This is a genomic window from Ideonella paludis (genome assembly GCF_018069865.1).
GTDB classification, from domain to species: Bacteria; Pseudomonadota; Gammaproteobacteria; order Burkholderiales; family Burkholderiaceae_C; genus Ideonella; species Ideonella paludis.
The window spans coordinates 514,597-527,228 of the sequence record NZ_JAGQDG010000001.1 but is presented as its reverse complement, the minus strand read 5'-3'; the positions used below and the strand labels follow the sequence as shown (position 1 = coordinate 527,228).

Sequence of the window (12,632 nt, the reverse complement as noted above, 5' to 3'; positions counted from 1 at the left end):
GAAAAACGGGAGGATTAAGCGGGAAAGAAACTCATCACATCGCGCAGGCTGGTGCCCTGCACGGTGGGTGCGGTGCCCAGGGCTTCCAGCGGCGCGCCGGCCCGGTTGACCCACAGCGTGGTGTAGCCAAACCAGGTCGCGCCGATGGCATCCCAGCCATTGCTGGAGACGAACAAGATCTCCTTGGGCGGCAGGCCCAGTGCATCGACCCCCACCTGGTAGGCGGCTGGGTCGGTCTTGAAGCGGCGGGTGGTGTGCACGCTCAGCACGGGGGCAATCAAATCGCTCAGGCCCGCGCTGCGCACAGCGATGGCCAACATGTCGGGGTCGCCATTAGACAGGATGCCCGCCGGCACGCCCTGGCGCTTCAGCGCTTCCAGCACCTCGCGGTTCTCGGGGAAGGCCGAGAGATGCCGGTACTGGTTCATCAGCCGCTCTTCGGCGTCTGTGCTCCAGGCCAGGTTCAGGCGGGCGGCCGTCCACTGCAGGGCACTGCGGGTCAGTGTCCAAAACGGCTGGTAATGCTTGGGGCCACTCATGGAGACCAAGCGGGTGTATTCGATCTGCTTGTCGCGCCACAGCTGGGCCAAGCGCTCGCCCTGGCCCGCAAAGAGCTGCTCGGCCACCAGCGCAACGCTGTAGACGTCGAACAAGGTGCCATAGGCGTCGAACAGCACCGCGCGGGGTGCAGCATGAGGCGCAGGGCGGCTGAGGGCGGGGCTCTTTTCCATGTCGCCAATTTATTCGATACTTGGCTACACATTACCCGCACCAAAAGTCATGGATTCATGACTTCTACGCAAAGATGGACCGCCTCAAGCAGATCGAGACCTTTGTCGCCGTGGCCCAAAAAGGCAGCCTGACCGCCGCTGCCCAGGCCGAGGGCGTGGCCCCGGCGGTGATCGGGCGGCGTATGGACGCCCTGGAAGAGCGCCTGGGCGTCAAGCTGCTGCAGCGCACCACTCGCCGCATCAGCCTGACCCACGAAGGCAGCGCTTTTTTAGAGGACTGCCAGCGCCTTCTGGTGGATTTCAACAACGCTGAGGCCAGCGTGTCAGCGGGTGGCGTCAAAGCGAGTGGTCACTTACGTGTTACGGCGCCGGCCGGTTTTGGGCGCCGCCATGTGGCGCCGCTGGTGCCCGGTTTTCTGGCCCAGCACCCCGAAGTGAGCTTGTCGCTCAACCTCTCAGACCGGGTGGTGGACATCGTCAACGAAGGTTTTGACTGTGCCGTGCGCGTGGGCGACCTGCCCGACTCCAGCCTGGTGGGCGTACGCTTGGCCGACAACCGGCGCCTCTGCGTGGCCACGCCCGAGTACCTGCGCCGCGCGGGCACGCCGAGCAGCCCCCAAGACCTGGGCCGCCACCAATGCCTGACGCTGAGCAGCGAAGCCAGCCAAACCCGCGGCTGGGCCTTCAGCGTGGACGGCGTGGTCAGCCACCTACGGCCCGGCGGCCGCCTGGACTGCAGCGACGGCCAGGTGCTGCACGAGTGGTGCTTGCGCGGCCTTGGCATTGCCTGGCGCAGCACCTGGGAAGTACAGGCCGACTTGGCCGCCGGCCGCTTGGTCAGCGTGCTGGACGATTTTGCCGCCCCACCCAACGGCATCTACGCCGTCGTCCCCAGTGCCCGCCACCTGCCGCTGCGGGTGCGGCTGTGGATGGACTTTTTAAAGCACAGTTATGGGGACCCGGGGTATTGGAGCCGCTCGCAGCGGGTCTGAGCGCCCAGCAAAAAGCCCGGCAGGTGCCGGGCTTTGAGGGGTAGTCCCAGGTCTCGCCAATGGCTCGACCCTTCGCTAGGCGCAGACAGTCGACTGGACTGTCTGCGTCCGGGCTCGCCTTGCAGGCCGCGTCTCGCCAATGGCTCGACCCTTCGCTAGGCATAGGCAGTCCACTGGACTGCCTATGTCCGAGCTCAGCCCTTCAAGCAAGAGCTCATGAACTTCTTGCGCTCGTCGCCCTTCAGGTCTTTGGCCTTGGCGTCAGCGTTGCAGGTCTTCATCTTGTCCTGCTGCTTCTCTTGCTTGCTGGCGGAGAGGCACTCGCTCATGAACTTCTTGCGCTCGTCGCCTTTCAGGTCTTTGGCCTTGGCGTCGGCATTGCAAGTCTTCATCTTGTTTTGCTGCTTGGTCGGCTCTTTGGCGTCCGACGCGGGAGCCGCAGCGGGTGCAGGGGCCGGGGTGGCAGGGGCTGCAGCAGCCGGCGCAGCGGCAGGCTTGGTGGCCGTGACGGTGGCAGGCATGGGCTTGGCAGCGGGGACAGCAGGCGATGCGGCTGGGGCGGTCTGGGCTTGTGCGGCCAGTGCGAACAGGGCGATGACGGTAGCGCTGATAACGTTCTTCATGGGTGGGTTCTCCTCAGAGTGACAGTCCGTGGGTGGCTTTAGTAGTCAGACCTAATGCCGCAGAAGTGCCTTGGGGCGCCTCCGCTGCGCATTGCAGCAGGTTCAGTGCGACAAGACAAGCGCACAACGCGGACGCGCAGCAAACGGTGCACATGGGGTGCAAATTTGTCGCAGGCCTGGGGGCTGGCCGCATGAGCCGCGGCACGATGCATGAGCCAAGGGCTGGTGCTACAGAATGCGGCGCGGGTGGGCCAGCGCTTCGTGCGCAGCATGTAGCCGCCGCACCAGCACGCGGATGAAGGCGGTGTCGAAACGGTGCCGGGTTTCGGCTTGCAACTGGGCCAGCATATCGGGCGTGAAGCTCACCACCGTGGCGGCCTTGCTAACCACCACATCGGTGCTGTGGCGCTTCAAGTCCGGGCTGGGCGCCAGGTAGGCCATCTCGCCCACCGAGGTGCCGGCCCCCAGGGTGGCAACCTTTTCGCCCTCGCGGTAGACCTCGACCTCGCCTTGGCCAATGATGTAGAACTGATTGCCCTCTTGGCCGCGCTTGTAGATGCGGTGGCCATACGGAAAGCGCAGCCACCGGGCCCGGTGCACCACCTCCCACAGCTCCACATCGCCAAAGCCCTCGAAGAACTCTAGCGAGCGCAGCAGGTTGAAGCGCTCGGAGTCCAGCACTTGCTGCAGGCGCCCGCGCGGCACTTCGTTGTTGGTGATCAGCGCGGAGAGCGCCTGCGCAAATTCGTCCCAACTGCTGGGGCGGTTGCCACGGTCTTTGGCCAGGGCGCCGCGCACCAGGCGGTCCAGGGCTTCGGTCACGCCTTCTCGCAGGCCCGTCAAGGGCAGGGGCTGGGCATGGCAGATCAGGTTGAGCAGCGCGCCTTGAGTTTCGGCCTCAAAGGGTGGGCGGCCACAGATCAGGTGGTAGAGCACCGCGCCCAATGAGTAGATGTCGGCGCGGCAGTCCAGCGTGGCGCCGTCCAATTGCTCGGGCGACATATAGGCCAAGGAGCCCACGCGGTGGACTTGGGTGGCGTCGGAGTGAAAGTTCAGCACACTGCCAAAGTCGCTGAGCTTGACGTCGGTGATCTCGCCTTGTTCATCGATGGCGGCCAAGATATTGGCGGGCTTCACATCGCGGTGGATCAGGCCCTGGCGCCAGACATAGCCCAAGGCCATGGCGCATTTGAAGCCGATTTCCACCACCTGCTCCAGCGGCAGCAAGCGGCTGGGTTGGCAAAAGCTGCGCAGGGTGACGCCCGGCACGAACTCCATCACCAAGTAAGGCGCCACCGGGTCGTCAAAGGCGTCCATGATCTGCACCACATTCGGGTGGTGCAGGCGGCCGACCAGGGCTGCCTCGGCGGCAAAAAAGCGTGAGGCAAAGTGAGCCTCATTGGCGGGCCGCCCAGCCGTGGGGCGGGCGCGCTTCAGGGCCACTTCCCGGCCATGGAACTCGTCATAGGCCAAGAACACATCGCTGGTGGCGCCCTCGCCCAGCTTGCGCAGCACCTGATACTTGCCAATATAAGAAGGAATGGGCTGCGGCCCCATCAGCGGGGGCGGCGGCAGCGGGTCAGCCCGCGTGCGGGTCTGGCTGCGCGAGGCGCGATGGGCGTGGCTGGAGCTCAAGGTCAAAGCGGGCGTTGCGGGCGGCAAAGGGGCGCGGCAGACAGCAAGCCGCAGGGTTGCTGTGACTGTGCCAGCAGCAAAAGCGCCGTGTTGCGTGAATCAATGCGGTGTTTTGCAGGCATTTAGCCCCCAGAGTCGCCCGGCGAAGACACCCTCGCGTGCCGGCGCCCGGCGAGCGCGTGCAGCCCCCGTAGAATCGCCCCCATGATTCAAGCCAAGGCAGAGCTCCAGCACGCGCTGGCCCGCGTGGTCGCCGAGCTGGCACCCGACACCCCCCTTCAGCCCCAGTTCGAGAGCCCCAAACAAGCGGCTCATGGCGACCTGGCCATCACGGCCGCCATGCAACTGGCCAAGCCCCTCAAGTCCAACCCGCGCGCGGTGGCCGAGCGCCTGATCGCCGCGCTGCAGGCCACGCCCGAGTTCGCGCGCTGGGTCTCAGCGCTGGAGATCGCTGGCCCCGGCTTCATCAACCTGCGCCTGGCCCCGGCCGCCAAGCAGGCGGTGGTGGCCGAGGTGTTGCAGGCCCAAGACCGCTTTGGCCACCAGCCGGCCAAGGGCCAAAAGCTCTTGCTGGAGTTTGTCTCCGCCAACCCCACCGGCCCCTTGCATGTGGGCCACGCCCGCCAAGGCGCCTTGGGCGACAGCATGGCCCATCTCTTTGAGACTCAGGGCTATGAAGTCCACCGCGAGTTCTATTACAACGACGCCGGGGTGCAGATTGCCACCTTGGCCAGCTCCACCCATGCCCGCATCAAGGGCCTGAAGCCCGGCGATGCCGGCTGGCCCGAAAGCGCCTACAACGGCGACTACATCGCCGACATTGCGGCCGACTACCTGGCCAAGAAAACCGTCAAGGCCGACGACCGCGAGTTCACCGCCTCGGGCGACCCGGACGACCTAGACAACATCCGCCAATTTGCCGTGGCCTATCTGCGCCACGAGCAAGACCTGGACTTGCAGGCCTTTGGCGTCAGCTTTGACCATTACTTCCTGGAGTCCAGCCTCTACAGCAGCGGCCGGGTCGAGCAGACCGTGCAGCGCTTGGTGGACGCCGGCAAGACCTTTGAAGAGGGCGGCGCGCTGTGGCTGCGCACCACCGATGACGGGGACGACAAAGACCGCGTGATGCGCAAGTCCGACGGCAGCTACACCTACTTTGTGCCGGACGTGGCCTACCACGTGGCCAAGTTCGAGCGCGGCTTTGGCCAATGCATCAACTTCCAGGGCACCGACCATCACGGCACCATTGCCCGCGTGCGCGCCGGCCTGCAGGGCGTAGGCCTGGGCATTCCCAAAGGCTTCCCCGACTATGTGCTCAACACCATGGTGCGGGTGGTGCGCGACGGCGCCGAGGTCAAGATCAGCAAGCGTGCGGGCAGCTATGTGACCTTGCGCGACCTGATCGACTGGACCAGCCGCGACGCCGTGCGCTTCTTCCTGATCAGCCGCAAGGCCGACACCGAGTTCACCTTTGATGTGGACCTGGCGCTCAAGCAGAACGACGAGAACCCGGTGTTCTACGTGCAGTACGCCCACGCGCGCATCTGCTCGGTGCTGAGCCAAGGCGCTAAGCAAGGCCTGGACGCTGCGGCCTTGGCCGGCGCCGACCTGAGCCTGCTGACCGCGCCAGCGGAAGCCGCGCTGATGATGAAGCTGGCCGAGTACCCGGACATGCTCAGCAGCGCCGCCGCCTCGCTGGCCCCGCACGACGTGGCCTTTTACCTGCGCGACCTGGCCGGGGCTTTCCACAGCTATTACGCGGCCGAGCGCTTCTTGGTGGATGACGCCGCCCTGGCCCGCGCCCGCCTGGCCCTGCTGGCCGCCACCGCCACCGTGCTGCGCAATGCGCTGGCGCTGCTGGGCGTGAGCGCGCCCGAGGCCATGCACCGCGACACCCCCGCTGACGCGGCCACCGCGTCCTGAGCTTTGCTTGCAACACGAGTCGGCACCATGCACATCTCCCAGACGCCTACGTTCTCACGCCGCACTGCTGTCGCGACTGCGCCCGCCTGGGGGCCGCGTGCTCAAGGCGGCGGCTTCTTTCTGGGGGCCATCGTGGGCCTGCTGGCGGGCTTGGCCATCGCCCTGGCGGTGGCGCTCTACATTGCCAAAGTGCCCGTGCCCTTTGTCGACAAAGTGCCGCATCGCACGGCCGAGCAGCAGCAAGAGGAAGCCGAGCGCCTGAAGAACTGGGACCCGAATGCTGGCCTGGGCGGCAAGCCCGTGCAGCGCCCTGCGGGCCTGCGTGACCCGGCCTCGGCAGCGTCTGGCGCCTCTGCGCCTGCAGCGCCACTGACCACCGTCAAGGCCCCGCCGCCAGCCCAAACGGCTGACGCCCCGGCAGCCGCTGCCAGCCCGGCCAAGGCCGCCTCCCGCCCTGCGGCGGCATCGGCCCCGGCCAAGCCCGAGCGCGATCCTGCCGCCTTGTTGGCCGGCCAAGGCCTGCCGGGCGAGAAGCCGGCGGTTGTGGCCTCGGCGCCCAAGGCCGAAGGTGGCTTCATCTACTTTGTGCAGGCCGGGGCTTTCTCCAGCGCCGACGACGCCGAACAGCAGCGTGCCAAGCTGGCCATGGCGGGGGTGACCGCCAAGGTGACCGAGCGTGAACAAAACGGCCGCGTTGTCCACCGAGTTCGGGTTGGGCCGTTGGACAGTCGCGAAGACGCCGCGACCGTGCAAGAAAAGCTCAAGGCCGTGGGCGCCGAAGCTGCGTTGGTGCGCATTGAAAAGCCCGTCAAACCCTGATCGCAGGCTTGGCGTTGAACTTTTGCGTGGCCCCGCGCTCTACCTGAGAACAATCACCTTGAGAGGATGCCCCGATGAAACGCCGTGAGTTTTGTTTGACCTCCACCAGCCTAGCCTCGGTGGCCCTGCTGTCCAGCCCTGTGGCCCAGGCCCAAGGCACCCCGGTGGAGGGCACCAACTACGTCAAGCTGGCCCAGCCCGTGCCGGTGGCGGCTTCGGGCAAGATCGAAGTGGTCGAGTTCTTCTGGTACGGCTGCCCGCACTGCTTTGCGCTGGAGCCCTTCATTGAGCCTTGGCATAAAAAGCTGCCGGCCGATGTGGCCTTCCGCCGCGTGCCGGCCGGCTTCACGCCCCAGCATGAGTTCCACCAGCGCGTCTTCTACGCGATGGAGGCGCTGGGCATCTTAGAGGCCATGCACCGCCGCTTCTTCAATGCCATGCAGATCGACCGCAAGCCCATGCGCAAAGAAGAGGAGATTGCCGCCTTCTTCACCGCCGCGGGCCAAGATGGCGCCAAAGTGGTGGCCACGATGAAGTCCTTCGGGGTGGTGGCTAAGGCCAAGCAAGCCAAGCAGCTCAGCGAGGGCTACCGCATTGACGGCGTGCCCGCCATCGGCGTGCATGGCCGCTTCTACACCTCCAGCGTGCTGGCTGGCAACAGCCATGAGCGCGCCTTGGGCGTGGCCGACTACCTCATCGCCCAGGTGCGCAAGGGCCCGCGCTGATCAGCGCCTTGCTCATCAAGCCTTGAGCAGCCCCCGCTGCTCGATGAACGCGATCACCTGCGCCAAGCCCTCTTGGGCGCGCAGGTTGGTCATCACCCAAGGCCGCTCTGGGCGCTGGCGGCGGGTGTCGGCGGCCATCACCTCCAGGTTCGCGCCCACATGCGGGGCCAAGTCCGTTTTGTTGATCACCAACAGGTCGCTCTTGGTGATGCCCGGGCCGCCCTTGCGCGGGATCTTCTCGCCCCCGGCCACGTCAATCACATAGATCGTTAAGTCCGACAACTCCGGGCTGAAGGTCGCGGCCAGGTTGTCACCGCCGGACTCGATGAAGACGATGTCCGCATCGGGGAACTTCTCCAGCATGCGGTCCACCGCCTCCAGGTTGATCGAGGCGTCTTCACGGATGGCCGTGTGCGGGCAGCCGCCGGTCTCCACGCCCATGATGCGCTCGGGCACCAGGGCCCCAGCCACCGTCAGCAGGCGCTGGTCTTCCTTGGTGTAGATGTCATTGGTCACCACCACCAAGTCCCAGCGCTCGCGCATGGCTTTGCACAGCACCTCGACCAAGGTGGTTTTGCCGGAGCCCACCGGGCCACCCACGCCCACGCGCAGTGGGGGCAAGGTCTTGGTGCGATTCGGGATCTGATGCAGAGCAGTCGTCATGGTGTGGGGCGCTCAAGAGCGGAAGATGCGGGTGTATTGGGTTTCGTGCTGGGCCGAGAGGATGGCCAGCAGCGGTGAAAAACATTGGCGCTGCGCGTCCTTCACTTGCAGCGCCGCTTGGGCCGCTTCAGGCAAGGCAGCCACCAGTGCAGCCAACACGCGCTGGCCTGCGGTTTGGCCCAGCGGCGTGGCTTTGATCGCGGCCTGCGCCTGCGCCTCGGCCCAGCCAAATCCAAAGGCCATCACGGCGTCTTGCGGGCTGGCCTGGGCGCAGGCACAGGCGGCTGCAAACATCACCGGCCAGGTGGGGGCCGGGGCCAGCGCTTGGGTGGGGGTGTGCTCCAAGGCGACGGGCCAGTTTGGCCAGATGCCATCGGCCTGGGCCTGGGCCAGCCAGGCCGCCAGCGAGCGGCCCATCTGCTCGCTTTGGCGGCGCAGCTCGGCGGACTCGCGGGTGTGCAAGCACCAGTCGTTCAGGGTTTTGAGCTGCCCCCAGTCACCGCTGCGCCAGGCGGCCAGCGCGGCCAGCATCAGGGGGGCTTCTGAGCGCGCCCAGCTCAGCTGCAACTGGTTCAGCAGCCAGGCTTGCACGCTGGCTTCGTCACGCACGCCGGTGTGGTGGCTGGCCGCCAGTGCGGGCTCCAGTCCCTCAGAATAGCTGTAGCCGCCCACCGGCAAGGTCGGGCTGGCCAGCCACATCAGGCGCATCATGCGCGTGGGGTCGGTCATGGGTGTGGGGGGCGGCGTTGGCATGGCCCCTGAGGCGTGGTGGTGGGTGTGGTCGCCGCCGTGGTGGTGATGGCCGTGTCCATGCCCATGCTCGTGTCCGCTGCGGTGGTCGCCATAAGCGCCGCCTTCGGGCTCAAAGGGCTCGCGGGCTTCGCGCACCTCCAGCCCCAAGCCCTTCAGCATCTCGCCCAGCACTGGGTCGGGCTCCATCACCAGGCGGCCGCTTTGCAACGAGAGCATCACATGCCGGTTGCCCAAGTGATAGGCGCCGCGCATCAGGGCATGGGCAGCCTCGGCGGGGTTCAGCATGGCTGGTGCACTGACCACCGTGACGGCTTCATCGGCCGCCACCACGCGCACCAGGCGCCCGTCCTCGGCCACCAGCACATCGCCGCCCCGCAGCACATGGCCGCGCGGCAGGAACACGCCCACATGCTCGTCGTTACTGAGCCGAGCATCAAAGCGGCTCTTCTGGCGCGTGGCCCAGTCCAGGGCCAGCGAGGGGGCGCGGCGCAGCAGCGCAGCGGCCAAGCCCTGGCCTTGGGGAATGCGTTTGGAGAGGCGCAGCATCACAGGGCCAAGGTCATGTAGCGGCTGTGCGGGTCCAGCCGGTAGTCGGCAAAGGGCGGGCAGTCCACAAAGCCATGCGCCTCATACAAGGCTTGCGCGGGGGCGAAATAGGGCTCAGTGCCGGTCTCCAGGCTCAAGCGCTTCAGGCCCATGCTGCGCGCCTCAGTCAGCAAGTGCTGCAACAAGCGGCGGCCCAAGCCCTGGCGCCGCACGCTGGCCCGCGTGCGCATGGACTTCAGCTCGCCATGCTCGGCGCTCAAGCGCTTGATCGCCCCCGTGCCCACCAGTTGCTCGCCCGAGCTGCCCTCACCCAGCCACAAGCTGAAAAAGCGGATGTCCGGCTGCCGCAGCCGATCCAGGTCCAGCGCATGCACGCTCTCCGGCGGCGAGGTGGCCCGCATATCCGCCAGATGCTCGTTCAGAAACGCCGCAATGCGCGAATCACTCAGGTCGTCGAGGCGGATGGTGAAAACGGGCTGCTGCGGGTGCGTAGCGTCTGGGCTTGTCATGGACGGTGTCTCCGTTTAGTATTACTACTGTTATAACTCAACTGGTGCCTCCCATGACCGCACTCAAAGTGACCCAAATTGGCAATTCCATGGGCGTGATCTTGCCCAAGGAGGTCTTGGCGCGCTTGAAGTTGGAGAAGGGGGATTTGCTTTACATGACGGATGCAGCTAACGGTGTGACCTTGACACCCTACGATCCCGAGTTGGATGAGCAAGTGAAAGCCGGGCGCGAGTTCATGCGTGAGTTTCGCGACACCTTCCACCAACTCGCCAAGTAAGCATGGCTTGGCGTTTTGTCGACGAGCGTGTGCTGTGTCTGCTGCATGATGAAAGCTTGGCAGAGCATGGCGGTGCGCCAGGTTTGCGAGACCAAGGATTGCTGTCATCAGCCTTGGCTCGTCCGAAGCAGTTGGCGCATGACGCAGAGCCCGACTTGGCCGATTTGACTGCTTGCTATGGCGTTGCTCTGGCGAAGAACCATGCCTTTGTGGATGGCAACAAGAGAGCTGCGTTTTTGGCCATAGGCCTTTGTTTGGCGATCAATGGGCATCGACTGGTGGTGTCTCAGGCTGAAGCGACGCTGACCATATTCGCCGTCGCTGCAGGCGACATGAGCGAAGAGGCTTTGGCCCATTGGTTGCGGCAGCACATCCAACCTCGCTGACTCAAAACAAGAAATAGCGCTGCGCCATGGGCAGCTCGGTGGCGGGCTCGCAGCTCAGCAGTTGGCCGTCGGCATGCACGGCATAGGTTTGAGCATCCACGGACATCTCGGGCAGATAGCTGTTGTGCACCATGTCGGTCTTGCGCACGCGGCGGCAGCCTTTCGCGGCGCTGATGGGCTTGTGCAGGCCCAGACGCTGGGCCAAGCCCTCGTGCACCGCATGCTGGCTCAAGAAGGTCAGTGAGCCCTGGGCCAAGGCGCCGCCCAAGGCGCCAAACATGGGCCGGTAGTGCACGGGCTGCGGGGTGGGGATGGAGGCATTCGGGTCGCCCATGGCGGCCAGGGCGATGAAGCCGCCTTTCATCACCAAGGCCGGCTTCACGCCAAAGAACGCGGGCTTCCAAAACACCAAGTCAGCCCACTTGCCCACCGCAATGCTGCCCACCTCGTGGCTGATGCCGTGGGTGATGGCCGGGTTGATGGCGAGCTTGGCCCAGTAGCGCTTGACGCGGGCGTTGTCATGGCGCGCGGTGTCGCCGGGCAGCGCGCCGCGCTGGGCTTTCATCTTGTGGGCCGTCTGCCAGCAGCGCAGCACCATCTCGCCGACCCGGCCCATGGCCTGGCTGTCGGAGGAGAACATGCTGATGGCGCCCAGGTCATGCAGGATGTCCTCGGCGGCAATGGTCTCGCGTCGGATGCGGCTCTCCGCAAAAGCCAGGTCTTCGGCAATGCTGGCGTCCAGGTGGTGGCACACCATCAGCATGTCAAGGTGTTCGTCCAGCGTGTTGATGGTGAAAGGCCGCGTGGGGTTGGTGGACGAGGGCAGCACATTGGCCTGCCCCACCACGCGCAAGATGTCTGGCGCATGGCCGCCGCCCGCGCCCTCGGTGTGAAAGGTGTGGATGGTGCGGTCTTTGAAGGCCGCAATGGTGTCTTCCACAAAGCCGGATTCGTTCAGCGTGTCGCTGTGGATGGCGACCTGCACATCCGTCTCTTCGGCCACGCCCAGGCAGCAGTCAATCGCTGCAGGGGTGGTGCCCCAGTCCTCGTGCAGCTTCAAGCCAATGGCCCCGGCCTCGACCTGCTGGCGCAGCGCTTCGGGGCGGCTGGCATTGCCCTTGCCGAAAAAGCCCAGGTTCATGGGCAGGCCTTCGGCCGCTTGCAGCATGCGGGCGATATTGGCCGGCCCGGGCGTGCAGGTGGTGGCAAAGGTGCCAGTGGCCGGGCCCGTGCCGCCGCCCAGCATGGTGGTCACGCCGCTGGCCAGGGCTTCGTCCACTTGCTGTGGGCAGATAAAGTGAATATGAGTGTCGATGGCGCCGGCAGTGACAATCAAGCCTTCGGCGGCAATGATCTCTGTGCCCGGCCCGATCACGATGTCCACACCCGGCTGCACATCGGGGTTGCCGGCTTTGCCAATGGCGGCAATGCGCTGGCCGCGCAAGCCGATGTCGGCCTTGACGATGCCCCAGTGGTCGATGATCAGCGCATTGGTGATCACGCAGTCCACCGCATCTTGCGGGCCGAGGCCATTCGGCCGTTGGCCTTGGCCCATGCCGTCTCGCACGGTTTTGCCCCCGCCAAACTTGACCTCTTCGCCATAGCCGCCGGCGCGCAAGGTGTAGTCCGCCTCGACCTCGACGATCAAGTTGGTGTCGGCCAAGCGCACGCGGTCACCCACCGTGGGGCCCAGCATCTCGGCATAGGCGCGGCGGTCGATGCTCACTTCAACGCTCCTTGCACATCGGCCCTGAAGCCCCAGACCTGGCGCTCGCCCCCGTAGGGCACCAAGGTGACGGTGCGCTGCTGCCCCGGCTCAAAGCGCACAGCGGTGCCGCTGGCAATGTCCAGCCGCATGCCATAGGCGGCCTCGCGGTCGAACTGCAGAGCCGGGTTGGTTTCGGCAAAGTGGTAGTGCGAGCCCACTTGAATGGGCCTATCGCCCGCATTGCGCACCACCAAGGTCAGGCGTGGCCGCCCGGGGTTGAGTTCGTGCTCACCCGCATCCACCAACAGCTCTCCAGGAATGATGCTCATGGGGCCTTCCTT

The 12,632-nt window shown here is 65.7% G+C and carries 14 protein-coding genes; 6 read left to right on the top strand and 8 right to left on the bottom strand.

Annotated features, from left to right (window positions below; all coding sequences use genetic code 11):
• Positions 1-14: 14 nt before the first annotated feature.
• Positions 15-731, bottom strand: coding sequence for a haloacid dehalogenase type II (locus tag KAK11_RS02375; RefSeq protein WP_210805755.1), 717 nt, complete (start codon positions 729-731; stop codon positions 15-17).
• A gap of 74 nt (positions 732-805) precedes the next feature.
• Here KAK11_RS02375 and KAK11_RS02370 point away from each other — a divergent pair, with 74 nt between their 5' ends.
• Positions 806-1,723: a LysR family transcriptional regulator gene (locus KAK11_RS02370; RefSeq protein ID WP_210805753.1), complete on the top strand. Its 918-nt coding sequence runs from the start codon at positions 806-808 to the stop codon at positions 1,721-1,723.
• Between the two features lie 194 nt (positions 1,724-1,917).
• On the opposite strand, the gene KAK11_RS02365 is transcribed toward KAK11_RS02370, so the two are convergent.
• On the bottom strand, positions 1,918-2,346 hold the full coding sequence (locus tag KAK11_RS02365) for a PsiF family protein (RefSeq protein WP_210805751.1): 429 nt from the start codon (positions 2,344-2,346) through the stop codon (positions 1,918-1,920).
• A gap of 228 nt (positions 2,347-2,574) precedes the next feature.
• On the bottom strand, positions 2,575-3,981 hold the full coding sequence (locus KAK11_RS02360) for a serine/threonine-protein kinase (protein WP_310737730.1): 1,407 nt from the start codon (positions 3,979-3,981) through the stop codon (positions 2,575-2,577).
• 204 nt (positions 3,982-4,185) lie between these two features.
• On the opposite strand from KAK11_RS02360, the gene argS reads away from it, so the two are divergent.
• From argS to KAK11_RS02345, 3 genes are all read left to right on the top strand, one after another.
• Positions 4,186-5,904, top strand: coding sequence for an arginine--tRNA ligase (gene argS / locus KAK11_RS02355; protein ID WP_210805749.1), 1,719 nt, complete (start codon positions 4,186-4,188; stop codon positions 5,902-5,904).
• A 27-nt stretch (positions 5,905-5,931) separates the two neighbouring features.
• The gene (locus KAK11_RS02350) at positions 5,932-6,723 is read left to right on the top strand and encodes an SPOR domain-containing protein (RefSeq protein WP_210805747.1); all 792 of its coding nucleotides are present in this window, start codon (positions 5,932-5,934) and stop codon (positions 6,721-6,723) included.
• A 74-nt stretch (positions 6,724-6,797) separates the two neighbouring features.
• The gene (locus KAK11_RS02345; protein ID WP_210805745.1) at positions 6,798-7,448 is read left to right on the top strand and encodes a thiol:disulfide interchange protein DsbA/DsbL; all 651 of its coding nucleotides are present in this window, start codon (positions 6,798-6,800) and stop codon (positions 7,446-7,448) included.
• 15 nt (positions 7,449-7,463) lie between these two features.
• Here the strand turns inward: KAK11_RS02345 and ureG are convergent, their stop codons facing one another.
• The 3 genes from ureG to KAK11_RS02330 are packed head-to-tail and all read right to left on the bottom strand — an operon-like array spanning position 7,464 to position 9,919.
• Positions 7,464-8,111 carry an urease accessory protein UreG gene (ureG, locus tag KAK11_RS02340; protein ID WP_210805743.1) on the bottom strand — a complete coding sequence of 216 codons (648 nt, stop codon included), beginning with the start codon at positions 8,109-8,111 and terminating at the stop codon, positions 7,464-7,466.
• Positions 8,112-8,123: 12 nt separating this feature from the next.
• Positions 8,124-9,410 (bottom strand): urease accessory protein UreE, encoded by a 1,287-nt coding sequence (ureE, locus tag KAK11_RS22130; protein WP_210805741.1) that lies wholly within the window; start codon positions 9,408-9,410, stop codon positions 8,124-8,126.
• Positions 9,410-9,919: a GNAT family N-acetyltransferase gene (locus tag KAK11_RS02330; RefSeq protein ID WP_210805739.1), complete on the bottom strand. Its 510-nt coding sequence runs from the start codon at positions 9,917-9,919 to the stop codon at positions 9,410-9,412. The genes ureE and KAK11_RS02330 overlap by 1 nt, the downstream gene beginning before the upstream one ends.
• Positions 9,920-9,972: 53 nt before the next feature.
• On the opposite strand from KAK11_RS02330, the gene KAK11_RS02325 reads away from it, so the two are divergent.
• Both KAK11_RS02325 and KAK11_RS02320 read left to right on the top strand, forming a co-directional pair.
• On the top strand, positions 9,973-10,197 hold the full coding sequence (locus KAK11_RS02325; RefSeq protein ID WP_210805737.1) for an AbrB/MazE/SpoVT family DNA-binding domain-containing protein: 225 nt from the start codon (positions 9,973-9,975) through the stop codon (positions 10,195-10,197).
• 2 nt (positions 10,198-10,199) lie between these two features.
• Positions 10,200-10,583 (top strand): type II toxin-antitoxin system death-on-curing family toxin, encoded by a 384-nt coding sequence (locus KAK11_RS02320; protein WP_210805735.1) that lies wholly within the window; start codon positions 10,200-10,202, stop codon positions 10,581-10,583.
• Position 10,584: 1 nt separating this feature from the next.
• Here the strand turns inward: KAK11_RS02320 and ureC are convergent, their stop codons facing one another.
• Together ureC and KAK11_RS02310 are read right to left on the bottom strand one after the other, a co-directional pair.
• Positions 10,585-12,309, bottom strand: coding sequence for an urease subunit alpha (gene ureC, locus KAK11_RS02315; RefSeq protein WP_310737729.1), 1,725 nt, complete (start codon positions 12,307-12,309; stop codon positions 10,585-10,587).
• Complete coding sequence (locus KAK11_RS02310; RefSeq protein WP_210806625.1) at positions 12,306-12,614, bottom strand: urease subunit beta; 309 nt, start codon at positions 12,612-12,614, stop codon at positions 12,306-12,308. The genes ureC and KAK11_RS02310 overlap by 4 nt, the downstream gene beginning before the upstream one ends.
• Positions 12,615-12,632: the final 18 nt, after the last annotated feature.